At 66.2% G+C, this 24,325-nt stretch carries 19 protein-coding genes and 2 pseudogenes; 17 read left to right on the top strand and 4 right to left on the bottom strand.

What is annotated here, in order from left to right:
• The first annotated feature begins 146 nt into the window (after positions 1-146).
• The 14 genes from ACFPZL_RS02290 to ACFPZL_RS02225 all read left to right on the top strand — a co-directional run bounded on the left by ACFPZL_RS02290 (position 147) and on the right by ACFPZL_RS02225 (position 18,466).
• Complete coding sequence (locus ACFPZL_RS02290; protein ID WP_328798004.1) at positions 147-1,496, top strand: type I restriction endonuclease subunit R, EcoR124 family; 1,350 nt, start codon at positions 147-149, stop codon at positions 1,494-1,496.
• Positions 1,497-1,814: 318 nt separating this feature from the next.
• Positions 1,815-4,034, top strand: coding sequence for a helix-turn-helix domain-containing protein (locus ACFPZL_RS02285; protein WP_218114274.1), 2,220 nt, complete (start codon positions 1,815-1,817; stop codon positions 4,032-4,034).
• A gap of 209 nt (positions 4,035-4,243) precedes the next feature.
• Positions 4,244-5,521, top strand: a complete 1,278-nt coding sequence (locus ACFPZL_RS02280) for a CaiB/BaiF CoA transferase family protein (RefSeq protein ID WP_382334636.1) — start codon at positions 4,244-4,246, stop codon at positions 5,519-5,521.
• A 6-nt stretch (positions 5,522-5,527) separates the two neighbouring features.
• The gene (locus ACFPZL_RS02275; RefSeq protein WP_218114276.1) at positions 5,528-6,724 is read left to right on the top strand and encodes an NAD(P)/FAD-dependent oxidoreductase; all 1,197 of its coding nucleotides are present in this window, start codon (positions 5,528-5,530) and stop codon (positions 6,722-6,724) included.
• A 29-nt stretch (positions 6,725-6,753) separates the two neighbouring features.
• Positions 6,754-7,566 carry an enoyl-CoA hydratase/isomerase family protein gene (locus ACFPZL_RS02270; RefSeq protein WP_218114277.1) on the top strand — a complete coding sequence of 271 codons (813 nt, stop codon included), beginning with the start codon at positions 6,754-6,756 and terminating at the stop codon, positions 7,564-7,566.
• Positions 7,567-7,791: 225 nt separating this feature from the next.
• Positions 7,792-9,357, top strand: coding sequence for an ABC transporter substrate-binding protein (locus ACFPZL_RS02265; RefSeq protein ID WP_218114278.1), 1,566 nt, complete (start codon positions 7,792-7,794; stop codon positions 9,355-9,357).
• Positions 9,358-9,394: 37 nt separating this feature from the next.
• Positions 9,395-10,405: an ABC transporter permease gene (locus tag ACFPZL_RS02260; protein WP_218114279.1), complete on the top strand. Its 1,011-nt coding sequence runs from the start codon at positions 9,395-9,397 to the stop codon at positions 10,403-10,405.
• The gene (locus tag ACFPZL_RS02255) at positions 10,402-11,307 is read left to right on the top strand and encodes an ABC transporter permease (RefSeq protein ID WP_218114280.1); all 906 of its coding nucleotides are present in this window, start codon (positions 10,402-10,404) and stop codon (positions 11,305-11,307) included. The genes ACFPZL_RS02260 and ACFPZL_RS02255 overlap by 4 nt, the downstream gene beginning before the upstream one ends.
• On the top strand, positions 11,304-13,103 hold the full coding sequence (locus tag ACFPZL_RS02250) for a dipeptide ABC transporter ATP-binding protein (protein WP_218114281.1): 1,800 nt from the start codon (positions 11,304-11,306) through the stop codon (positions 13,101-13,103). The genes ACFPZL_RS02255 and ACFPZL_RS02250 overlap by 4 nt, the downstream gene beginning before the upstream one ends.
• Before the next feature lie 71 nt (positions 13,104-13,174).
• Positions 13,175-13,957, top strand: coding sequence for an aspartate/glutamate racemase family protein (locus ACFPZL_RS02245; protein WP_218114282.1), 783 nt, complete (start codon positions 13,175-13,177; stop codon positions 13,955-13,957).
• A gap of 34 nt (positions 13,958-13,991) precedes the next feature.
• A complete protein-coding gene (locus ACFPZL_RS02240; protein WP_218114283.1) occupies positions 13,992-15,458 on the top strand; it encodes an aldehyde dehydrogenase family protein in 1,467 nt (488 codons plus the stop codon).
• Between the two features lie 172 nt (positions 15,459-15,630).
• Positions 15,631-16,830: a thiolase family protein gene (locus ACFPZL_RS02235; protein ID WP_218114284.1), complete on the top strand. Its 1,200-nt coding sequence runs from the start codon at positions 15,631-15,633 to the stop codon at positions 16,828-16,830.
• 2 nt (positions 16,831-16,832) lie between these two features.
• Positions 16,833-17,582 carry an enoyl-CoA hydratase/isomerase family protein gene (locus tag ACFPZL_RS02230; RefSeq protein WP_218114285.1) on the top strand — a complete coding sequence of 250 codons (750 nt, stop codon included), beginning with the start codon at positions 16,833-16,835 and terminating at the stop codon, positions 17,580-17,582.
• Positions 17,579-18,466, top strand: a complete 888-nt coding sequence (locus ACFPZL_RS02225) for a 3-hydroxyacyl-CoA dehydrogenase family protein (RefSeq protein ID WP_218114286.1) — start codon at positions 17,579-17,581, stop codon at positions 18,464-18,466. The genes ACFPZL_RS02230 and ACFPZL_RS02225 overlap by 4 nt, the downstream gene beginning before the upstream one ends.
• Before the next feature lie 17 nt (positions 18,467-18,483).
• Here the strand turns inward: ACFPZL_RS02225 and ACFPZL_RS02220 are convergent.
• The 3 genes and pseudogenes from ACFPZL_RS02220 to ACFPZL_RS02210 all read right to left on the bottom strand — a co-directional run.
• A pseudogene (locus tag ACFPZL_RS02220) lies at positions 18,484-18,819 on the bottom strand (amino acid--tRNA ligase-related protein); the annotation flags it as partial.
• Positions 18,820-18,825: 6 nt separating this feature from the next.
• A pseudogene (locus tag ACFPZL_RS02215) lies at positions 18,826-19,224 on the bottom strand (PIN domain-containing protein); the annotation flags it as partial.
• The gene (locus ACFPZL_RS02210) at positions 19,221-19,490 is read right to left on the bottom strand and encodes a type II toxin-antitoxin system Phd/YefM family antitoxin (protein ID WP_218114288.1); all 270 of its coding nucleotides are present in this window, start codon (positions 19,488-19,490) and stop codon (positions 19,221-19,223) included. The pseudogene ACFPZL_RS02215 and the gene ACFPZL_RS02210, both read right to left, overlap by 4 nt.
• A 1,207-nt stretch (positions 19,491-20,697) precedes the next feature.
• Between ACFPZL_RS02210 and ACFPZL_RS02205 the strand changes: the two genes are divergently transcribed.
• The 3 genes from ACFPZL_RS02205 (at position 20,698) to ACFPZL_RS02195 (ending at position 23,673) form a co-directional block, all read left to right on the top strand.
• Entirely contained in the window at positions 20,698-21,162 is a 465-nt protein-coding gene (locus tag ACFPZL_RS02205) for a MarR family winged helix-turn-helix transcriptional regulator (protein WP_218114289.1), read from the top strand.
• A 128-nt stretch (positions 21,163-21,290) separates the two neighbouring features.
• A complete protein-coding gene (locus tag ACFPZL_RS02200) occupies positions 21,291-23,108 on the top strand; it encodes an SLC13 family permease (protein ID WP_218114290.1) in 1,818 nt (605 codons plus the stop codon).
• A 22-nt stretch (positions 23,109-23,130) separates the two neighbouring features.
• Positions 23,131-23,673: a YaeQ family protein gene (locus ACFPZL_RS02195; RefSeq protein ID WP_218114291.1), complete on the top strand. Its 543-nt coding sequence runs from the start codon at positions 23,131-23,133 to the stop codon at positions 23,671-23,673.
• Between the two features lie 12 nt (positions 23,674-23,685).
• Here the strand turns inward: ACFPZL_RS02195 and ACFPZL_RS02190 are convergent.
• Positions 23,686-24,325: phosphopantothenoylcysteine decarboxylase domain-containing protein (locus ACFPZL_RS02190; RefSeq protein ID WP_382334632.1), on the bottom strand; the 640-nt coding region annotated here is incomplete at its 5' end.

Genomic DNA, 24,325 nt, shown 5'->3' with positions numbered 1-24,325 from the left:
GAAGTTCAGGGTCGTATTTGCTTGGCATCGTAGTTCCATCCTTATATAAAGATCGGAACTGAAACCAGGCCAATTCAAACTACATTCTTGAGCACTTTGACCAGAAGACGAAACGTCAAGAAGGCTACGCGCTCGGGGAGCGTCGCGTGAAGGGCTTCAACTCCATCTTCGCCACCGCATCCATCACCGCGGCCCGCACCTACTACCAAGAGTTCAAAAACCAGCAAGAGGCACTGCTCCCGGATCAGCGGCTCAAGGTCGCGACAATCTTCTCCTATGCAGCAAACCCCGACAGCGAAGACGGATTACTCGACGAGGAAGGCTTCGAAACCGACGCCCTCTCCGGCGATGCACGTAGCTTTCTCGAGACCGCGATCTCTGATTACAACCGCATGTTCGGCACCAGCTTCGACACGAGCTCCGATAGCTTCCAGAACTACTACAAGGACCTCTCGCAACGACTCAAGACCCGCGAGATCGATCTCGTCATCGTGGTGAACATGTTCCTCACCGGCTTCGACGCCACCACCCTCAACACGCTGTGGGTGGATAAGAACCTCCGCAGTCACGGCCTCATTCAGGCGTACTCGCGTACGAACCGCATCTTGAACTCCGTGAAGACATACGGCAACATTGTGAACTTCCGCGACCTCGAAGAAGCCACGAACGACGCGATCGCCCTGTTCGGCAACAGAGACGCCACAGGCATCGTGTTGCTGAAGCCGTACCGTGAGTACTTCGAGCAATATGCCGAGAAAGTCACGCAGCTCATGCAGCAGTACCAGCCAGGTGCGCTGATCGTGGGCGAAGAGAGCCAGGTCGAGTTCGTGAAGCTCTACGGTGAGATTCTCAAGCTCCGCAATATCCTCACCTCGTTTGATGACTTCGAGAACGACGAGATCCTCTCTGCCAGGGACATACAGGACTACCAGTCCACCTACCTCGATCTCTGGAACGAACGTAAGCGCGCGACCCAGAGCGAGAAGGAAAGCATCATCGAGGACGTGGTCTTCGAGATCGAACTGATCAAACAGGTCGAGATCAACGTTGACTACATCCTGCTGCTCGTGCAGAAGTACCGTGAAGAACGCGGCGACGGCGAAGACAAAGAGCTGCGTTCAGGCATCAGCCGTGCGATCGATTCAAGCCCGTCACTGCGGAACAAGAAGGACCTCATCGAGAACTTTGTCGATTCCGTCTCGGTGAAGGGCGAGATCGAGGCCGAGTGGCAGGCGTATGTAGCGGCGCAGCGCGAGAAGGAACTCGCCGAGATCATTTCGACCGAGAATCTGAAGCCCGAAGAGACCGAACGGTTCATCGATGCCGCGTTCCGTGACGGCCAGCTTCGCACGACGGGCACGGCGATCACGAAGGTGCTGCCACCGGTGTCGCGGTTCTCGAAAGACAAGGGACACCGCGAAAAGAAACAACGCGTGATCCAGCTGCTGGGTGAGTTCTTCGACCGATTCTTCGGACTGACTACGGGTGGAAGTTAACGGCTCCTAGCCGTTGATACTCAAGGACCTCTCGACTCTGCTCCACAGATTCTCGTTCCAACCCTCCCCCACTGTGGCCGCTCGACCCCCTGCCTGTGGCAGGGGGTTTTCGCTTCCTCGGAGCCGTCGCCCTCGTGATGCGGAGACGCGGGCGGATGACCATGTACACCGGGCTGATGAACGCGTATACCGGGCAGATGGTGAGGGAGCACAGCACCGGCGATCGGGTGCATGCATTGATCTCGTTCCGGCCGGGCATCAGAATAGATCCAATCAACGTTCCCCAGCGATCGAGGAAGATGTCGAGGTGCGTGTCCGGTGACTTGGGCGAGAAAACTCCAGCGCGTGCTCGTCGGAGACGCGACGGTAGCCGAGGCCTGCTCCATGATCGCCGGAGAGGCCCAGGCGCTCACCGGCGCTGCCGCGGCTCACATGTGGCGGTATGCGCGGGCCTCCGGCGAACTGGTGCTGGAAACCGGGGTGGAGCGTCGCCGAGTCAGCTGGGTCCCTGAAAGCACCGAGAACGCGAAGAGCACGGAGACCGCGAGTTCTGTGCTGCTCGCGCAGCACATGCACCCGGACCTTTCCGAGCGGACTCCGCGCACGAACACGAACACGAATGCGGATGTGAGTGCCGTGGATCTGGTAGCCGCGGGAGATCTCGCAGGCGTGCTCGTGCTGGAGGGTGCGGGGTCCGCGGTCTCCGAGAGCGACTTCGAGGAGTTCCTGCTCAACGCCTCCGCTGCGCTCTCCAACGTGATCACACTTGAGGAGGCGCGCACCGAGCAGCAGCAGCTGGCCACGGTCGCCAAGCTGGCGCTCGAACTGTCGTCGAACCTCGATATCGAGTTCGTGCTCTCGACGATGCTCAATCAGATCCGCGATCTCGCGGGCGTGCCGATCGCCTACATCATGATGCTCGATCAGTCTTCTTCCCAGCTGTTCATGCGGGCCTCGGTCGGGTTGACCGACCCCGAATACTACGGAAAGGTGAGGCTCAAGCTCGGGGTGGGGCTCGGCGGCAAGGCGGTGGAGATCGGGCAGATCTACTACACCGATGACTATCTGACCGATGAACGGTTCATCCGCGACAGCGACGTGGACGACGCGGACCTCAGGGAGGGGATCCGAAGCGTGATCGGGGTGCCGATGCTCGTCGAGGATCAGTTCGTCGGGCTGCTCTGCCTCGCCGACAGAGAGGTCCGCACTTTCTCGGATTCGATCCTGGATCTGCTGGAACGGCTCGCCCAGCACGCGGGGCGGGCGGTGCAGAACGCGAGCCTGTACGAGCGCGGCACCTCTGCGCTGTCAGAGGTTCAGCGCGACAGCGATGAGGCCCAGCACAGGATCCTGGTGCTCATGCGCCAGATCGAGGCTCGGCGCGCGCTCAACGAGATCATGCTGCGCGACGGCGGGTTGGACGGCCTTCTGGCCTGGCTCAGACAGGTCGCGGGCGGAGCGATCGTCGCGCTCGACGAGCATCACGCTCCCTTCGGTTCGCAGGGGGACCCCGACAGGGTTGCGGAGCTGCAGGAGTTCGCTTTCGCGCGAGCGCATCATCGGGGCCCGGAGGGTGCCGAGAAGCACTCTCGCCGCCCTCGGTCTGCGGCCCCGCCGGGGCGTGAGAAACGGTCGGGCGGGATGGACGGTCGTCGGATCATGTCGGTGCCGATCACCGCGGCGGGGGTGGTGCTCGGCAGCATCTGGTGCAACGCGGCGAATACGGATGTCGACGGGCTCGGGGAGGTCTTGGAGGAGGGAGCCAATGCGGTGGCCCTCGAGCTGCTGCGCGAGCGGTCGGTCGCGGAGGTGGCCGAGCGTCTCGGCCGGGAGCTCATCGTCGAGATCTTCGGTCGAGGGGAGTCCGACGCCGAGGTGCTCGAGCGACGAGCACGAGGCCTCGGCATCGAACTGAACACGATGGCTCGTTTCTGCATTGTCTGGCCTTACGCGAGAGACAGCGAATCGGCGGTGGCCGCGCTCGCTCCTTGCATCTTGGCCTCGGAGTTCCGCGGCGCTCTCGTCGTTCTGCTCACCGACGCCTATGAAGGGTTCGCAGACACGCTCGAGGGTGTGCTCGAGGCGGCGAGCGCGCGCGAGAGCGGTGCGGTGATCAGCACCGTGGGATGGCGGAGCCCCCATCTCGCCACCGAGTTCGCGCTGGCGGAGCGCCTGGTGAAGGTCGCGGCGGGGAGCAGCCGTCAGAAACGGGTGCTCGATCTGGATCGGGCGCGTGTGCTCGGCCTGCTGCTCGGCTCGGTCGACGGGATGGAAACGCTCGACTCGTTTGCGGAGATGGCTCTCGGACCGATTCTGCGCCACGCTTCCGGCGACCTGGGCGAGCTGGTGACGACTCTCGAGACCTATCTCGCCTGCAGGCAGAGCCCTCAGAAGACCGCCGAGCAGCTGTATGTGCATGTCAACACGGTCTACTATCGCGTGAATCTGATCAAGAAGCTGCTCGAAAGCGATCTCTCCGACCCGCTCCAGGTGCTCGATTTGCAGATCGCGTGCCTCATTCGTCGGTTCTTGAAGTAGCGTCTGCGAGTCTCCCCGCGGAAGCCGGCGCAAGTCGCCGAGCATCGGCGCAAGTCGGAGCGCAGCGTTGCGGTAGCCGCATGAGTATGCGCCAATTGGATTCAGAGTCCAACACAATGGGGTAGGTATGTGTGATCGCACCATTGTTGCCCTGCGATGGCGCGCCCACAATAGTGACAGACGACAGAGACGCTGGGGCCTCGGGTGATATGCAGTTCGATTCACGGAATCGCCTCAGTGCTGAGAGACGCGTCAATCCACCGGCATTCACTAACACGGGAGATATCATGTCGCCGCTTCCATTGGCGGGAGTACGAGTTCTGGATCTTACGCACGCCTTGGCGGGTCCATTCGCAACCATGATCCTGGGCGATATGGGCGCGGAGATCATCAAGATCGAGTCGCCCAAGGGCGATCTGACCAGGACCACCCCGCCGATCTACCTCGACGGCACCTCGCTCTACTTCATCTCGAACAACCGAAACAAGAAGAGCGTGCTCCTCGACCTCAAGAGCGAGGTCGGCAAGGCCGCGTTCAACGACCTGGTAGCGGCGGCCGACGCCGTCATCTACAACTACTCGAACGGCGTGGCCCGCAGGCTCGGCATCGAGCACGACGACCTCGCCGCCATCAACCCCAACATCATCACCGTGAGCATCACCGGTTTCGGCGAAGAGGGGCCCGAGGCCGACAGGCCCGCGGTCGACCTGATCGCGCAGGCGCTCTCGGGCGCGATGAGCATCACCGGCGAACCCGGCGGCGAGCCGGTGCGCAGCGGTGTGCCGACCGCGGACATCCCCGCCGGCATGTACGCCTGCATCGGGCTGCTCGCCGGTCTGCACGCGCGCCGCGAGCTGGGGCACGGGCTCCGGGTGGACACCTCGCTGTTCCACGCGCAGCTCTCGTTGCTGAACTACGAGGCGTCCCTGACGAAGTACACCGGGGTCGAGATCGGCCCGCAGGGCTCGGGGCACACGGGCAATGCGCTCGCGCAGGCCTTCCGCACGAGCGACGGCTGGCTGGTGATCGATGCGGGGTTCAACCACCACTTCAAGCAGCTCTGCCGACTCATCGGCATTCCGGAGGCGGCGGAGAACCCGCGCTGGCAGGAGCGCGAAGGCCGCCGTCAGGATCGGGTGGAGCTGACCCGGATGGTTCAGGATGTGCTGGCCACCCAGACCACCAAGCACTGGCACGGCATTCTGGCGCCCGAGGGCATTCTCTGCGCACCGGTCAATGGTGTGCTCGATGCCCTGGATCATCCTCAGAGCAAGGCTTACTCGGCGACGAGGCCCCTGTCGTTCGAGGACAACACCGTCGAGGTGCTGACCACGCCGCTGTGGTTCGACAAGCAGACCGAGCATCCGATGCAGGATCCGCCGGGGCTCGGAGAGCACACCCGAGAAATACTCACCACTGTTCTGGGCTACGACGAGGAGCGCGTGGAGCGCGTGCTTCGCGAGGGCACCGGCAAGAAGGGAAACTAGAGAATAATGATCCTTGATCGTGGAGAGGTCATCGTCGTCGGCGGTGGCATCGTGGGAACGACCACGGCCTGGTTCCTGGCCGAACGCGGAGTCGACGTGGTGCTCGTGGAGCAGGAGGACCTCGCCTACGGGGCCTCGGGCCGCAACATGGGCTTCCTGGTCATAAGCAATCGCTGCAGCGGAATCGAGCTCGATTTCGCTCTGCACGGAAGGTCTCTCTACGAGGGCTTCTCGGAGCAGCTCGGCAACACGTTCGAATACCGTTCGAGCGGCGGTCTCGCGTTCTTCAACGACGAGGCAGACGCCGCGCTCTTCCGCGAGTTCGCGGAGGAGCGCCGGTCGGTGGGTCTCACCACGGACTACCTCGAGCCCTCCGAGGTGCGCGAGGTAGCGCCGATTCTGACGGGCGACGTGGTCGGCGGCGTCTTCTGCGCCGAGGACGGCATGATCCGGACCCCGAAGTTCGTTGCGGCGCTCGGCGCGGAGTGCGCGCGGCGCGGTGTGCGCATCCACACGCAGACGACCGCGACGCGCTTGAAGCGCGGTGCGGACGGCAAAGTGATCGGCGTCGAGACGACGCGCGGTCAGGTGCTGGGAGACCGTGTGGTCTGGGCCGCCGGCGTCTGGAGCAAGCTGCTGGCCGATGAGGGCATCGAGATCAACATGGAAATCGAGCGGCTCGGCGCGCTGCTCACGACCCCGATCGCCGAGACGGTCGATCCCGTGCTCTACGGTCCGTCGATCGCCACGATGTACCGTCACTTCCGCACGCTCTCCTCCTTCGAGTCGACCTATGCGGACCGTCAGGAGCTGCTCTCCGGCAAATTCACCCAGAACATCAATCAGATCGACGGCGGCAACCTGATGCTCGGGTGCCCGATGGACTACCCGAACTCCTTCGAGGATCACCCCCCTGTCGACGGCCTGATGCGGGCGCTCAACGAGTTCCGGCGCAGCTGCCCGGACCTGAAGGTCGGCATCGAGCGGGTGTGGGCGGGCCTCGTGCCCAGCGTCAAGGACGGGCTGCCCATCATCGGCGATATCAAGGAGGCCCCGGGGCTTCTCATCGCGACCGGGCACGAGCACGGAAACGTCGCCGGCCCGGCGACCGGCGAACTGATCGCCCAGCTGGTCACGGGCGAGGAGTCGTCGTTCGACGTCGAGCGCTTCTCCCCCTACCGCGAGGGGCTGATCGCGGCATGACCACTACGAACAAGACAGGGAGAGGCGAAATGGAATTCGAGACACTGACCGTCGACCGCGACGGACCCATCTGGCGCGTCGCGATCAACAGGCCGGATCAGCGCAATGCGCTCAACTGGGCCTTCCACACAGAGTTTGCGCAGCTGCTCGACATCGCCGAGGATGACCCTGAGATGAAGGTCATGACGCTGGTCGGCAACGGCCCCGTCTTCTCGGCGGGTGGCGACATCCGCGAGGCCGCTCAGGGATACATCGACGAGGCGATCGCCTCCGGGCGGCCGAAGCACCAGGTGCCGCAGCTGCCCCGAGCCTGGTACTTCCGCAAGTTCCTGATCTCGGGTGTGCACGGCTATGTCGGCCCCGAGGCCAACCTGCTGCTGGGGTGCTGCGACTTCGTGGTGGCCGCCGAGAAGACGAAGTTCAGCTTCGAGGTGCTGCGCGGCGGTGGCGAGGGCTTCACGAGCTCGATCCTGTCGATGATGCTGCCGATGCGGGTCATGCTGAGGCTGTTCACGCAGGGATCGTGGTTCGACTCTGAGCAGGCGCTCAACTGGGACTATGTGAACCGGGTTGTTCCCGCCGACGGCGTGCGCTCCGAGCTCGAATCGTGGGCTCAGGAGCTCGCGAAGCTTCCGACGGAGCAGGTCGCCGCGTCGAAGGAATACATGCATCGAATCTACGAGCTCAAGGGCCTGTCGAACATCGTCGGCGTGGGCAACCATAATTCGGGGCATGGCGGTTCCGACGGAAAGGAGTTCTACCGACTTCTGCTCGAGAAGGGGATGCGCGAAGCGCTGAAGTATCGCGACGACGGGTACAGCCCTTCGCACAGTCAGGTGTAGGAATACGGATTTCTCGTTAGCGGCGGGCAAGCATCCCGACGATGCAACGAAGTATCGTCGGGATCACCCGGTTCTTCTCGGCCGAACCGCCACGCACAAGCCCTGCCGGGTGGCCGCCCCCGCTACACACACGCCGATCCTCTCGCGGGATCGGCCGGTTCGGCCGATTCACCGGAGCACGCGACTTGCGGCTTTCATCATGATTACGATTCACGGGAGTAAGTTATGAAGACCCCAATCACTCGGCGCGATGCACTGCGCCTGAGCCTGGTGACGGCTACCGGAGTCGCCCTCGGCGGTTCACTGGCGAGCTGCAGTTCCCCCAGCGGCAGCGGTGCCGGCGGAGAAGGCGGCAGCGGCGGCATCCTGCGGTTCGCACTGACCGATTCCGGTCAGGGCGAAGTGCTCGATCCCGCCCTGGTCAAGTACTCGAGCGAGATCATCTACTGCGGGCAGATCTACGACTCGCTCACGAGAAGCGACGCGAACTTCCAGGTGCAGCCTTCGCTCGCCACCGACTGGGAGGCCAACGACGACGGGACCGAGTGGACGTTCCACCTGCGTGAGGGCGTCGTGTTCCACGACGGTTCCCCGTTCACTGCCAACGACGTCGCCTTCTCGGTCACGCGCATCCTCGACCCCGCGCTCGGTTCGCAGTCCTACGCCCGTCTCGCTCCGAGCATGGACCCCGAGGGCGTCACCGTGGTCGATGACCACACGATCACCTTCACCCTCAAGCGACCCGACTCGCTGCTCCCGAACGCGCTGTCGGAGCGGTCGTGCAAGATCGTCAAGGACGGCACGGAGGAGTTCACCGTCGAGACCGCGGTCGGCACCGGCCCGTTCAAGATCACCTCGTGGACTCCGGGCCAGCAGTGGGAGCTCGCGAAGAACGAGGACTACTGGGAGGCGGGCCTCCCCTACCTCGACGGCGTGAAGGCCGTTGTGCTCGCCGAGCAGGCGACGAAGCTGCAGTCCCTCCGTTCCGGCCAGTTCGACATCGTGGATGCGATCGGGTTCACCTCGGCCGCTCAGGTCGAGGGCGACGAGAAGGTCGCGCTCGTGTCGATGGAGAACCGGTCGTGCTGGACGTTCGCCATGGACACGCGGATGGCGCCGTTCAACGAGGATCCGCGCATCGCGCAGGCCATGAAGCTCGCGCAGGATCGCGACCTGATGGTGCAGACCGCCTTCCTTGGCTTCGGCACCACCACCGCGGATGTTCCTGTTGCGTCGGAGTCGCCCTTCTACCCGAGCAGCCTCGACGGATCGCAGAACATCGAGAAGGCCAAGGAGCTGCTTGCCGAGGCCGGCTACCCCGACGGCATCGACATCGAGCTGAACACGACCGCTGAGAGCGCAGGCATGCTCGACATCGCGACGACGCTGCAAGAGGTCGTGAAGCCCGCGGGCATCCGCATCCAAATCAAGCAGCACTCGGGTGCGGCCTACTGGGACAACGCGTACCGCAAGACCGCGATGTTCCAGGACTACATCAACGCGCGCCACCCGGTGGACATGCTGACGCTCTTCTACGTCAGCGACGCCGATCTCAACTACACGGGCATTCAGGATGCCGAGCTCGATGCCCTCGTGGCGGAGGTGCTCGCGACGCCCGACGAAGAGGCGCGGACGCCCATCATCCAGCAGGCGATGGAACGCGTCGCGAGCGAGTTCTCGTACGCCATGCCGGCTTTCTCGTCGGCGACGTGGGCGACCGGGACCAATGTGAACGGTCTGGAGCTCAGCAACACGGATATGGCGGTCTTCAAGGAGATTCGTCTTTCGTAGGCGAGTGCCGTCCAGTGGGTAGACGAAGGATTGTGGTGTGACGACGACGTCAACGGTCGCGAAAACAGGCTCCCGAAGCGGGAGCGTGTGGCGAACGACGGTGAAGGTCTCGCAGCAGCTGGGAAGCATGCTGCTGACCCTGCTGATCATTTCCATGCTGGCCTTCTTCGGCACGAGCGGCTCCGGCGAGAACGTCGCCCGGAGCGTGCTCGGCCGTGAGGCGACTCAGCTGCAACTCGACGCCTACATCGCGGAGCACTCACTGGACGACCCGCTGATCGTGAGATATGGAAGGTGGCTGGGTTCGTTCGTTCTCGGCGATTGGGGCGTCTCGCCCCAATCGCAGAGACCGGTGATCAACGATATCTGGCCCCGGGCCGAGAACACGCTGATCCTGGCGTTGGTCGCCATGGTGATCGCCACCGTCATAGGGCTCCTGGCCAGCGTCTACATGGCCCAGCGGATCGGCAAGCCGGCCGACACCGCTCTTCTCACGACCTCGATCGTGATCGCCTCGATGCCCGAGTTCGTGGTCGCCTTCGGCCTGGTCATGATCTTCGGGGTCTGGCTCGGCTGGCTCCCGGTCGACTCGACCGCGGTCATATACGGAACGCCGCCGGAGGTGGCGAGGGCCTACATATTGCCGGCGCTCGCACTGGCTCTGACGGTGATCCCGTATGTGCTCCGCGTCGGCCGCGTGGCAATGGCCGAGACGCTGATGGAACCGTATGCGCGCTCGGCCATCCTGCAGGGGTTGAGCAGGAGGCGAGTGCTCTGGATCAACGTGCTCCCCAACGCCAGCGGTCCGATCATCAACGCCATCAGCCTCAACCTGGTCTATGTGCTCGGCGGAGTCATCATCGTCGAGAACGTGTTCGGTTTCCCGGGCATCGGCCAGGCCCTCGTGGCTGCGATCAACAGCAAGGACACCAACTCGGTCTTGGCGATCACGATGCTGCTCGGCATCCTGTTCATTCTGCTGAATCTGTTGACCGATTTCGTGGCCGTTCTCGCAAACCCGCGCTCGCGGAACGGAGGCAAGCGATGACTGCACCGGTGAATCTGCCCAACAACCCCACTGTTCCGATCAAGGTGGTGCGGCCCACGAAGCCGAAATCCATCCTCCGCCGTATGGCGCGGACGTGGCAGGGGCGCGTGGGGATGCTGCTCGGCGCCTTCATCCTGGCGCTCATCTTCCTGGGGCCGTTCTTCGCCCCCTACGACCCCCAGGCGCTGGCGGTCGGGAGCCCGCTGGAAGGGCCCAGCGCGAAGCACTGGCTCGGCACCGACAACCTGGGCCGCGATGTGCTCAGCCGGCTGATGAACGGCGGGGTCAACATCATCCTGCTGCCGGTCATCATCGTGCTTCTCAGCTTCTTGATCGGGGGCGTGCCGGGCATCATCGCGGGGTACAAGCGCGGTGCGTTCGACACCATCGTCACTCGGGTGTTCGACATTCTGCTGACGCTCCCCCCGCTGCTCGTCGTGATGATCATCATCGCCTCGTTCGGCAACAACCCGATCGTGCTGGTGGTCAGCGTGAGTCTGGTGTTCGCCCCTCGTGTGGGGCGCCTGGCCCGAGCCTCGACGCATCAGGTGGTGGTGCGCGACTACATCCAGGCGGCCGAGGCGCGGGGAGAATCCCTGGGCTCCGTGCTCTTCCGCGAGGTGATGCCGAACATCGCAGGCCCCATGATCGCCGACACCGCACTGCGCCTCACCTACGCGGTCGTCTTCGTGGCCTCCCTCAACTTCCTCGGGCTCGGCGAACAGCCTCCGTCGTCCGACTGGGGTCTGGCCGTGTCGGCAGGGCGAGAGTATGTGATGGCGCAACCCTGGGCCGTAGTGGCCCCCGCCGCCGCGATCGCCGTGCTTTCCCTTTCAATCAATCTCGTCGCCGAAGCGCTCACGCGCGAAGTGGTGCGCACGCCGGAGGGGGCATCGCTGTGAACACGGTCCTCGATATCAGGAATCTATCGCTCGCCTACTCGATCGAGGACGGCCTGCGGCACGTTGTTCGGGATGCCTCTATCTCGGTCGAAGCGGGAACGGTCATAGGCCTCGCGGGGGAGTCGGGCTGCGGCAAGAGCACCCTGGCCCTCGCCGCGCTCGGTTACGGCAAACCCGGTGTGAAAGTCGTCGGTGGTGAGGTGCTCTTCCAGGGGAAGAACCTGATCGAGCTCCCCCGCCCAGAGCTCCGCAAGCTCTGGGGCCCGGGTCTCGCTTATGTGCCGCAGGGCCTGTCGAACGCACTCAACCCTGCCCAGAGGATCGGGCGGCAGCTGACGATCGCGATCAGGCAGCACATGAAGGATCTCTCGAAGGAGGAGCTCCAGGAGCGGGTGACCCGGCTCATCGCGAGCGTCGGGATCCCGGAGCCGGAGCAGGCGCGGAATCGCTACCCGCACCAGTTCAGCGGCGGCCAGCAGCAGCGCCTCGGCCTGGCCCTGGCGATCTCCTGCGACCCGGAGCTGCTCATCCTCGACGAGCCGACCACCGGTGTCGACGTCTCCTCGCAGGTCGAGATCATGCGGCTGCTGCGCAACCTGGTCTCCGAGAGCGGCATGTCGGCGATCTTCGTGAGCCACGACCTGGCGGCCCTGAGCGGACTCGCCGACTCCCTGGCGATCATGTACGCGGGCGAGATCGTCGAGTCGGGCCCGACTCGGCAGGTGATTGACAACCCCGCCCACCCTTACACCCGCGCACTGCTGTGGGCCGCGCCGCGCTCCGACGCCAGCATGCCGATCGGCATCCCGGGAGTGCCGCCGGTCGGCATCGTCGAGGGCGAGTGCGCGTTCGCGGCGCGCTGCTCTCTCGCGACCGCCGCGTGCCGGGATGGGAAGCCGGCGCTCGTCGATGTGGGAGCGCGTCAGTCCGCCCGATGCATACGCACGGCCGAGGTGCAGTCGCTCGTGCAACCGACGAGGGTCGCCCACAAGGCGGTGTCGGCCGTGGAGCACCGGCTGCTCGACGTCTCCTCGCTGTCGTGCACCTACGAGAACGGCGGCCGATCGGTTCAGGCGGTGTCCGATATCTCGTTCTCGCTCGACCGCGGCAAGACGCTCGGCATCATCGGCGAGTCGGGGAGCGGCAAGAGCACGCTCATCCGCACCGTCGCCGGCCTGCACAGTGCGGCGAGCGGCACCATCCGCCTGGAATCCGACGCTCTCCAAGACTCGGTGAACCAGCGGACCCTGGCGCAGCGCCAGGAGATCCAGCTGGTCTTCCAGGACCCCGACACCTCGCTCAACCCGCGTCACACGGTCGGGACGCTGGTCGGGCGCCCGCTCGACGTCTACCGGTCGGGCCTCTCGGCGAAGGAGCGCCGGCTCGAGATCTCGCGTCTGCTCGATTCCGTGCTGCTCTCGCCCGAGTTCGCGAGCCGCTACCCGCACGAGCTCTCCGGCGGTCAGCGCCAGCGAGTGGCGCTCGCCCGGGCATTCGCGGCGAAGCCGAAGCTGCTGCTGTGCGATGAGGTGACCGCTGCGCTCGACGTCTCGGTTCAGGCCTCGGTGCTCGAGCTCATCGCAGACCTATCGGCCAACACGGGAACATCGGTCATCTTCGTCAGCCACGATCTCGACATCGTGCGGGCCATCGCAGACGACGTGATGGTGCTGAAGAACGGGATCTGCTGCGAGTACAACTCCGCCGAGGCGGTCTTCTCGCGCCCCGAGCACCCCTACACGCAGGAGCTGATGGCGGCCACGACGGAGATGCATCGGCTCGAGGCCGCAAGTTAGTCCACCGGGCATCCCCGATGCGCCGGTCGAAAGTTCACAGATAACAACAGATAGCTCACTAGGAGTAAATGATGACACGCATCTGCTTCCTCAATCCTTTCTGCGGGGATAGGGCGGATTCACTGATCGAGGAGACCGTTTCGCCCTACCTGCGCAACGGCACCACAGTCGACGTCTGGCATCACAAGACCGGGCCCGACTTCCCCGATTACTACGTCTCCAAGCACCTCACCGAGGTCGAGATCATGCGTTCCGCCGTGGCCGCCGAGCGGGCGGGCTACGATGCCTTCGTAATCGGATGCTCCTACGATCCCGGGCTGACGCAGTGCCGTGAGCTCGTCAACATCCCGGTGGTCGGGCCGCTCGAGTCTTCGACCGCGCTGGCCCGATCGTTCGGGCACAGATACTCGGTGCTCACCGACCACCACAAGGCGGTGCCCGAGCTCGAGGATCGGCTGCGCGTCTACGGCACGTCCGCGAACTGCCGCTCGGTGCGAGCCATCGACTGGTTCGGATCGGACATGCTGCTCGACCTCGACGCGGTCGCCGACGATGCGAGGGCGAAGGCCGACGAGGTGGCCGAGCGGGACGGCGCGGAGGCGATCATCTGGGGCTGCACCCTGATCGCTGCCGCCTACGAGCGGGCGGTGCTGCAGGGCAGGCCGGAGACCTCCCAGGTCGCGATCATCAACCCCAACGTCGTCGCGGTGAAGGTCGCCGAGATGTTCGCCGACATGCAGGCCGTCGGCCAGTACCGGATGTCGCGCAAGAGCTACTACCAGCCGCAGAGCCACCACGATCAGGAGAGCGCCGACCAGATCGCCGCGCTGCTCGGCGTGGATCCGGTGATCTGAGTTCTACAAGTAGAGGTGTGAGGAGAATCAAGTGTTGACGAAGCAGAATTGGGTCGAGCGCGCTGAGAACGTCGAGGTGGAGTGGCGCGCGTTCATCGACGGCTCCTATGTCGAAGCGCAGTCGGGGAAGACCCGGGAGAAGATCAATCCGGCCGACGGCTCGGTGCTCGCGAACGTTGCCGACTGCGAGGCGGCGGATGTCGACCTCGCCGTCGCCGCAGCTCGCAAGGCGTTCGAATCCGGTGAGTGGGCCGAGAGCGGTCCCCGCCATCGCCGGGAGGTGCTGGTCGCGTTCGCCGACCTCATCGTGGCGCACACGGAGGAGCTGGCGCTGCTCATCACCCTCGACATGGGCAAGCCCATCAGCGACTCGATCGGCGAGGTCGGGTCGTCGGCCCGGGCGGTGCGCTTCTACGCCGAAGCCATCGACAAGGTGGCCGGCCAGGTGATGCCGACCGAGCCGGAGTTCGTGACCCTGGTGACGAAGGAGGCCGCCGGTGTCGCGGCCTGCATCACCCCGTGGAACTACCCGCTCAGCCAGGTCTGCCAAAAGATCGCACCCGCGCTGGCCGTCGGCAACTCGGTGCTGCTGAAGCCCTCGGAGCGCGCCCCGCTCGTGGCCATCCGGCTGGCCGCGCTCGCCGCCGAGGCGGGCATCCCCGCAGGTGTGCTGAACGTGCTGCCCGGGCTCGGCTCGACCGCCGGCCAGGCGATCTCGCTGCACATGGATGTCGACAAGATCAGCTTCACCGGGTCGACCGGTGTGGGCAAGAAACTGTTGCAGGCCGCAGGGCAGTCGAACCTCAAGTCCGTGTCGCTGGAGTGCGGCGGCAAGTCGCCGAACATCGTCCACAGGGACGCGCGCGGTCTCGAGGAGGTCGCGAAGGTCGCCGCCGAGGTCGCCTTCGTCAATCAGGGCGAGATGTGCAACGCCGGCACCCGCCTGCTGGTGCACGAGGACATCTATGACGAGTTCATGGGGCACCTGGCCGCCGCCTCGCAGGGATGGCTGCCCGGGGATCCACTGGACCCGACGGCGAAGACGGGGGCCATGGTCGACGCGGCGCATGTGGCCGCCGTGTCGTCGTACGTCGAGTCGGGGCTCAGCGAGGGCGCGAAGATCGTGGTCGGCGGCAAGTCGGAGGGGAACTACTTCGAGCCGACCATCTTCGAGGGCGTGAGCAATTCCATGCGCATCGCCTCCGAGGAGATCTTCGGCCCGGTGCTGAGCGTGATCAAGTACTCGTCGCTCGACGAGGCGATCCGGATCGCAAACGACACCCAGTACGGCCTCGCGGCCGCCATCTGGACGACCGACCTCCACACGGCCCACAGCGCTTCGCGGAAGCTGCGCGCAGGCGTCGTCTATGTGAACTGCTACGACGTCGCCGAGATGTCGACCCCGTTCGGCGGGTTCAAGCAGTCCGGCCTGGGGCGCGAGAAGTCGCTGATGGCGATGGAAGAGTTCAGCGAGACCAAGTCGACCTGGATCAAGTTCTGATCTGCGGGGCTCGCTCGATCCGAAAGCCTAGAACGAGCCCCGGGCGACGCGGCTGTCGCGAGAGGAGGCGGAGCGTATTGCGGTTGTCATGCGCTTCGCCTCCCACCCCAAGCATCGAATGTGCGGCTGCCGGCCCTCGGAGTCGTTCGGCAAGGAAGTGAGTAGGAGAAGCATGCCAGAGGCATTTCTTGTAGAGGGAGTGCGCACCGCTGTCGGCCGCTACGGAGGCGCGCTCGCGACGGTTCGACCCGACGATCTCGCGGCGCTCGTGCTGGGCGAGATCGTGGAGCGTTCCGGCGTGCCGGCCGACGCCCTCGACGAGGTCGTGTTCGGCGCGGCCAATCAGGCTGGAGAAGACAACCGCAACGTCGCGCGAATGGCCGTGCTGCTCGCCGGGCTCCCCGATACGCTCCCCGCCTACACGGTGAACCGGCTCTGCGCGTCGGGCATGACCGCGGTGTCGAGCGCGTCGCAGGCGATCCGAGCGGGAGACGCGGACCTCGTCGTCGCCGGCGGTGTCGAATCGATGACGCGCGCGCCCTGGGTGCAGGAGAAGCCGGGCAAGGCCTGGTCGAAGCCGGGCAACCAGTTCGACACCTCGATCGGCTGGCGATTCGTCAACCCGACCCTGGCCGCCCGCGAGAAGGCCACCATCTCGATGCCCGAGACGGCCGAAGAGGTGGCGCGTCTCGACGGCATCAGCAGGGAGGACGCCGACGAGTTCGCGGTGCACAGCCACGCCCGCGCTGCCGCGGCGATCGAAGCCGGGCGCTTCGAGCGCGAGATCGTTCCGGTGACCGTGGACCTCGGTCGGGGCAAGCAGAGCGTCGTCTCGGTCGACGAGGGCCCCCGGCCGGGAACGTCGCGCGAGGTGCTCGCCGGCCTCCGCCCGGTCGTCCCGGGCGGATCCGTGGTGACTGCGGGCAACGCCTCCTCGCTGAACGACGGTGCGAGCGCGCTGCTGCTCGCGAGCGGCGAAGCGGTCGAACGGTACGGTCTCGCCCCGCGCGCGCGCATCGTCACGAGCGTGTCGGCCGGCCTGGCGCCCGAGATCATGGGCCTCGGCCCGGTTCCGGCGACCGAGAAGGCGCTGCAGAGATCCGGGCTCTCGGTCGACGACATCGGCTCGATCGAGTTGAACGAGGCATTCGCGACTCAGTCGCTCGCCTGCATCCGGAGGCTCGGCCTCGACCCCGAGCGCGTGAACGCCGACGGCGGCGCCATCGCCCTGGGGCATCCGCTCGGATCGTCGGGCTCCCGGCTGCTGGTCACCCTGCTCGGGCGCATGGAGCGCGAAGACAGCCGCTACGGCCTCGCCACCATGTGCGTCGGCGTCGGGCAGGGTACCGCCACGATCATCGAGCGGGTGTGATCATGAGCGGATCCGCGCCCCTGCGCGTTCAACGGCACGACGACTATGTGCTCGCGGCACTGAACTCGCCCGAGAAGCGCAATGCGATCGACCAGGAACTCATCGACGCCCTGCACTCCCTCTGCGCGGAGCTCGAGGAGCAGCCCCGCACGCTGGTGCTGTGCGGTGCTGAGGGGTTCTTCGCATCGGGGGCCGACATCGCGCAGTTGCGGGAGCGCCGTGCGGCCGACGCGCTGAAGGGCATCAATCTGCGCGCGTTCCAGCGCATCAACGAGCTGCCGATGCCGGTCATCGCGGTGGTGAGCGGATACGCGCTGGGCGGAGGCGCGGAGCTCGCCTACGCGGCCGATATTCGCATCGGCACCCCCACGCTGAAGGTCGGCAACCCTGAGACAGGTCTCGGCATCATCGCCGGCGCCGGAGCCGGGTGGCGCCTCCGCGAGCTGGTCGGAGAGCCGCTCGCGGCGGAGATCCTGCTCGCCGGTCGCGTGCTCGGCGCCGAGGAGAGCCTGCGCGCCGGCCTCATCACGCACCTGGAGGAGAACTTCGAGGCTGCGCTCGCGCGCGCCGAGAAGATCGCCGGGCGCATCGCGTCGCTCGACCCGGCGGCCACACAGGCGTCGAAGCGGGTGCTGCGGGCGCCGCGGGCGGCGCATCCGCAGATCGACCTCGACGAGCAGTCGGTGCTCTTCGAGAGCCCCGAGAAGACGAGACGCATGACCGAGTTCCTCGAGAAGAAGAAGAGCAGATGAACCAGCAGAACGAGTCGGGAGCCCCAGAGGATCGGGTTCCATCGCGCGTCGGCGTGCTCGGCGGAGGGCGCATGGGCGGCGGGATCGCCCACGCGTTCCTGCTCGCCGGATCCGCCGTCGCCGTCGTCGAGCGCGACGCCGCCTCGGCAGAGGCCGCCCGAGAACGGATCGAGAAGAGCGTCGACACGTCGATCGCGCGCGGATTCGACGGCGACGCCGATGCGCTGAAGCAGGCACTCCGCGTCGGCACAGAGATGGGGGCGTTCGGCGACTGCGGGCTCGTCGTCGAGGCCGTGCCGGAGGCGCTCGACCTCAAGCTCGAGGCGCTCGGCGCCATCGAGCGGTCGCTGCCCGACGGCGCGGTCATCGCGTCGAACACCTCCTCCATCCCGCTCGCGCAGCTCGCCGAATCGCTCGCCCGCCCGGCGCGGTTCATCGGCCTGCACTTCTTCAACCCGGTGCCCGCCTCGAAGCTGATCGAGGTCGTGGTGCACGATGGAGCCGACGCCGCGCTGCCCGAGACGGTTCGCAGCTGGGTGCGCGCGCTGGGGAAGACGCCGATCACGGTCTCCGACTCGCCCGGCTTCGCCTCCAGCCGCCTCGGAGTCGCGCTCGCGCTCGAAGCCATGCGCATGGTCGAGCAGGGCGTGGCGAGTGCTGAGGACATCGATCTCGCGATGGAGCTCGGCTACCGCCACCCGACCGGGCCGCTCAAGACCACCGACATCGTCGGGCTCGACGTGCGCCTCGGCATCGCCGAGCAGCTGGAGCGCGATCTCGGGCCCGGCTTCGCGCCGCCGCAGCTGCTGCGCGACATGGTGGCCGCCGGCAAGCTCGGCCGCAAGAGCGGCAGCGGGTTCTACGACTGGAGCGGCGAGAAGTAGCAGGGGCCTCTCGGCGCCTACTTGACAAGGGGGAAGAGGATCGTCTCCCTGATCCCCAGGCCGGTCAGCGCCATGAGCAGGCGATCCATGCCCATGCCCATGCCGCCCGACGGCGGCATCGCGTGCTCGAGGGCGCGCAGGAACTCCTCGTCGATCCGCATTGCCTCGTCGTCGCCGCGGGCGGCCTCGGCCGCCTGCTGCACGAAGCGCTCGCGCTGCACCACGGGGTCGATCAGCTCGGAGTAGCCGGTCGCCAGTTCGAAGCCGCGAACGTAGAGATCCCACTTCTCGACCACGCCCGTCACCTCGCGGTGGTGGCGCGTCAGCGGGCTCGTCTCGACGGGGAAGTCCATTTCCACGTTCGCGCTTGTCCAGGTAGCGACTCCCGCGCCGAAGAAGTCGTGATCCTCGGTCCAGACCGGACAACTGAGCGCGAGCGAGGCAGCGACGACCGGCCAATCCATCGGGTCACGAGAGCCGATGCGCGCAAGTGCCGCACTTCGAAGAGGAACTATCGCTTCCTCAGTCACAGTCTCCACAAGAGGCCGCAAGCTGTCGAGCGAGTCAAGGAGTGCCTTCGGGTCGTGGCCTCTCTTGGCGCCGATCACTAGGAGGTGTCGTTCGGCTTCCTCGAACGCAAGCTCAGGCACGAAGAACGCGACCTCGGCGCCGTATTGCTCGATGAGTTCACGCACACGTTTGCCGAGCACTGCTCGGATGAGGATGTTCGCATCGAGGACGATGCGCCGGGAGATCATGTGTTCTGTTCCACCTGGCGGTCAGCTTTCCGCAGCGCCTCGAACTCGGCCACCACTTCATCCTCGGTCATGCCCCACTCTTCGAGCAGCGCGTTCGCCTTTCGTGCAGCCTCGGAGTAGGCCGCGATGTCAGCCTTACGATCCCGATGTACCGGGATGAACAGGCCGACCGTCTGCCCATGCCGTGTGATAGTGACGGGCTCGGTCTGGTCGATGTACTCCGCGAGGCCCTGACGGAACTCTCGAACACCAACGGTTGTGCTCATGGCAAGCCTCCCTCCTTGTGTAATGATGTGTACACACTAACACATCGGTGCGCGCGCGTCGAGAGTTGCGGCAGCTCGCGCCTCGGCAGCCTTGCCACTGGCGCGAGCAGAAAGCGGGCCATTTCCGGGCCATTCTTTCCGTGAAAAGTAACTGCAGCCAACTGGCACTCGCCGACTGAAACCGCGTGTTTCTGCGGATCGTGCTTATGTATACAGTACGGAAAAACACCTGATCACACTGAAAATCGAAAGGTCACCGGATCGACGCCGGTCGGAGCCACGTAGCGGAGATTACACCGCTACTGAACCCTCAAGAGGCTTCTACTCTTGGGGGTTCGCTTATTTTTCCTGGTCAGACTGTGGTTCTGGGGTGCTTCACCGTCGCCCTACGCGCCGTGACCGTCATCCTGCGCACAGTCGCAGGATCCATTTCTGCGGTCGCCGTCAGAAGCGCGTAGATTGCGTTGGGCGCGCCCGCCCGCGCCCGGCAACCCGCCCCTGAACCAGATTCCTCTGTCCTGCTCCCGAGGCCAGTGCCGTGGACCACCGGGCCAGGATCTGGCTCCTGATACCCGGGCTGCGCGATCTTGTCAGGTCGCTGCTGATACTCCGCGAGTATCTCGGCCGGGCTACGGGTCTCAGAGTGGAGGCAGAGTCACCACTCGACCACGCGGCGCAGACGCTGTTCGGGCATGCCGCGATGGTGCGGAAGGAGCCGCCGCACTTGCGAACTGGTGCCGCCCTCGACTCCGTTCGTCGTTGACGGGCGTTCCAGAATGTACGAGATCGTCGAGGCTGTACGAGATCGTGCGTCGAAAACGTACCGCGCCGACGATCTCATGCAGTCTGGTTTGCGGGACCAGACCCCAGACCCCAGACTCCATGTCCCGGGCTCTCAGCCCCGCAGCCCCCTATCGCCCAGGCGCCGGGCACGTCAGGTGCGTCGGCTTTCCGGGTCCGCCGCGGTCGATGCGATGCTCGGCTATCGGCTGCCCGCAGATCGGGCATTTCGGATCGGCCGGCGGGACGTAGGCGGGCTCGTTCGGGTCCCCGAGCTGGGAGGCTCCCTCGAACTGGTAGAAGAAGCGACGCCACGCGGCCCAGAAGCCGGGCTGGCCGTCCCACGGGGTCTCATGCCAGAGCCGTCGTTTTCGTTTGCGCACAAACAAAATGATAGCACATTTCGTTCGTGTGCAAACGAGGTAGGATGGACGGCGTGGAGCAACTGCCCGAAGACGCACTCGAACTCGATCGACAGGTGTGCTTCGCGCTCGCGGTCGCCAGCCGGAGCGTGATCGGCGTCTACCGACCGATCCTCGAACCGCTCGGCCTCACCCACCCGCAGTACCTCGTGATGCTCGCTCTCTGGGGCGACTCGCCCCTGCGCTTCGGCGAGATCGCCGACATGCTCCACCTCGACCCCGCCACGCTCTCGCCGCTGGTCAAACGCTTGGAGCAGTCCGGGCTCGTCGAACGCCTCCCCGCGGAAGGCGACGACCGCACGTTCTGCCTCGCTCCGACGGCAGCGGGCACAGCGCTGCGAGAGCGGGCGCTCTCCGTGCCGCCCGCGGTCATCGAACGGCTCGGCCTGCCCGTGGAACGTCTCATGGCACTCCGCGATGACCTCGCGATCGTGATCGACGCGGTCGAGCGGTCCGGCCGGGCCGGTTGATGCTCCGACCCCGGCGGTGCTCCGCCTCCGGATAGCCGTCGACTAGGATCCGGAATACGCATCGAACGCCGCGAACGCATCGAAACGTCGCGTACGCCGCGCTCGCCCCGTGATCGGAAGGCCTGTCGATGACCCCGGATCTGCTGCTGGTGCTCGCGCTCCTGGTCGCCGTCGTCGTCCTCTTCGGCATCGGCAGGCCCCGCTTGGATGTCGTCGCCCTTCTCGCGATCGTCGCGTTCCCGCTCACCGGCGTGCTGAGCGTCCCGGAGACGCTCGCCGGGTTCGCGGATCCGAACGTGATCCTGATCGCGGCACTGTTCGTCGTGGGCGAGGGCCTCTCCCGGACCGGAGTGACGTACCGGCTGGGCGATTGGCTCGCCGCGAAGTCCGGATCGAGCCGGACCCGGCTCATCGTGCTGCTCATGGTGACGGTCGCCGGACTCGGCGCGGTGATGAGCTCGACCGGGGTGGTCGCGATCTTCATCCCCGTCGTGATGAGCCTGGCCTCGCGGTTGGGCATGTCGCCGCGGCGGCTGATGATGCCGCTCAGCATGGCCGCGCTGATCAGCGGCATGCTCACGCTGATCGCGACCGCGCCGAACCTGGTCGTCGACGCCGAGCTCGCGCGGCAGGGGGCCGACGGCTTCGGCTTCTTCTCGGTCACACCGTTCGGCCTCGTGATCCTCGCGCTCGGGATCGGTTACGCCCTGTTCGCGCAGCGATTCCTCGGCGGTGTCGAGGCGGACGAGACGGGGAGCGCGCGCGACTCGTTCGACGACCTCTTCGCCCGTTACGGCGTCGATCGGCGCGCCGGCAGGTACCGGGTCGAGCCGGGATCGCCGCTCATCGGCGCAACGATCCCGGCCGTCGACTTCGGCACGACGGGCGCGTTCATCCTGGGGATCGAGCGCAAGCGCTTCTGGCGGCGGACGACCTTCCTGATCGCGCCGGACACGTCCGTCCGGCGCGGGGATACGCTGATCCTCGACCTCGCCCCGGACGCACCGACCCTCGGCCGGCTCGGACTCGACTACGTCGGCACGTCGGATCGCGTCTTCGACGACCACGCTCGGCAGCTCGGGGTGGTCGAGATCGTCGTGCCGCCGGATTCTCCCCTGGTCGGCCGCGCCGTGGGGGACTTGCGGCTCCGCCCGACGCATGATGTGACGGTGCTCGGCATGCGCCAGGGCGGCCGAGCCCCGGAGTCGGACTTCGCGGATCGGCGCCTGCGGGCTGGAGCCGCGCTGCTCGTCGCGGGGGACTGGGAGGCGATCCGGCGTCTCGGCGATGCCACCCGGGACTTCGTCGCGCTGGCACCGCCGTCGGAGAGCGACGAGAGCGCGCCCGCGGCGGCACGCGCACCCTTCGCCCTGCTGAGCCTGGCCCTGATGATCGTGCTGATGGTGACCGGCGTGGTGCCGAACGTGATCGCGGCCCTCATCGCAGCGCTCCTCATGGGCGCCTTCCGCGCGATCGACATGGCCTCCGCCTATCGTGCCATCCATTGGCCGACGCTGCTGCTCATCGCCGGCATGCTGCCGTTCGCCGAAGCGCTGAAGGCGACGGGCGGCATCGACCTCGCGGTCGGCGGCCTGACCGCTGCGTTCGGCGGGGCGGGCCCCTACGCGATGCTCGCCGTGCTGTTCGCCGCGACCGCGATCATCGGGCTCTTCGTCTCGAACACCGCGACGGCGGTGCTGATGGCGCCTGTCGCGATCGCCGCGGCGGGCGCGATGGGCGTCTCCCCGTATCCGTTCGCGATGACCGTGATGCTCGCGGCCTCCGCCGCGTTCGTCACCCCGGTGTCCTCCCCGGTGAACATGCTCGTCATGGAGCCCGGCCGCTATCGCTTCGGCGACTTCGTGCGGATCGGGGCGCCGTTCACCGTGATCGTGCTGATGGTGAGCGTCCTGCTGGTCCCCGTGCTGCTGCCGTTCCACCCCTGAGCTCCCGGTAGGCTCGGGAGGCATGGCGACCGGAGCGACGATTCACACCTTCGACGTGCAGATCGCGGACGTGGATCGCGGCGTCTACGAGGATCTCTCGCTGCGCGTCGCCCGGCACCCCTCCGAGACCGACGCCTTCATGGTGACCCGCCTGCTCGCATACTGCCTCGAGTACGAGGAGGGCATCGCGTTCGGGGCCGGCGGGATCTCGTCCACGGAGGAACCGGCCGTGCTGGTGCGGGATCTCACCGATCGGGTTACGGCCTGGATCGAGATCGGCGCTCCGGACGCGCAGCGCCTGCACTTCGGCAGCAAGCTCGCCGATCGTGCCGCCGTGTACACGCACCGCGATCCGGCGAAGCTCCTCGCCGCGTGGGCGGGGAAGGGCATCCATCGCGCCGAGGACATCGTTCTGCGCTCGTTCGATCCGGGGTTCATCGACGCGGTCGCCGCCGAGCTCGCGCGGCGCAGCACGATGACGGTCTCGGTGACCGAGGGGCAGCTCTATCTCGAGATCAACGGGGCCGCGCTGCACACGGAGATCGAGGAGCACCGCGCCGGTTGATCGCGGGCGGGTTCACCGACCGAGTCGCTGCGCGAACAGCTCGATGAGCGACGCGGCGAGCTCTGCCTTCGACGCCTCCTCGCGCAGCACGACCGCCCCCTCGTGATCGAGCACGCGGATCGAGTTGCGATCCGACTCGAACCCCGAGGTCCAGCCGACCGGGTTCACGGCGAGCAGGTCGACGCCCTTGCGCCTCTGCTTCTCGCGACCGAGCTCGAGCAGCCGATCCTCGTCGTCCGCGGTCTCGGCCGCGAATCCCACGACGAGCTGCCCGGCCGTGCGCTGCGCGACGAGACCGGCGAGGATGTCCGGGTTCTCCACGAGCTCGATCACGGGCGCGGCACCGCCGAGCTCCGCCTTGCGGATCTTCAGCTCCTCGACCGTCGCCGGCCGGAAGTCGGCCACCGCCGCAGTCATCACGATTACGTCCGACCCGACCGACGCCTCTTCCATCTCGTGCCGCAGTTCGACCGCGGTGCCGACCGGGACGATGCGCACCGCCGGGTGGGCCCGCACCTCGGCGAGCACCGCCGCCTCGACGTTCGCCGCGACCAGGATCACGTCTGCGCCGCGCTCGGCAGCGGCCAGGGCGATCGCCGCGCCCTGCCGACCGCTCGAGCGGTTGCCGATGAAGCGCACCGGGTCGATGGGC

This window comes from Leucobacter soli (assembly GCF_042659205.1).
GTDB classification, from domain to species: Bacteria; Actinomycetota; Actinomycetes; order Actinomycetales; family Microbacteriaceae; genus Leucobacter; species Leucobacter soli.
The sequence above is the reverse complement of the archived record's forward strand: the minus strand, read 5'-3'. Positions and strand labels throughout refer to the sequence as shown.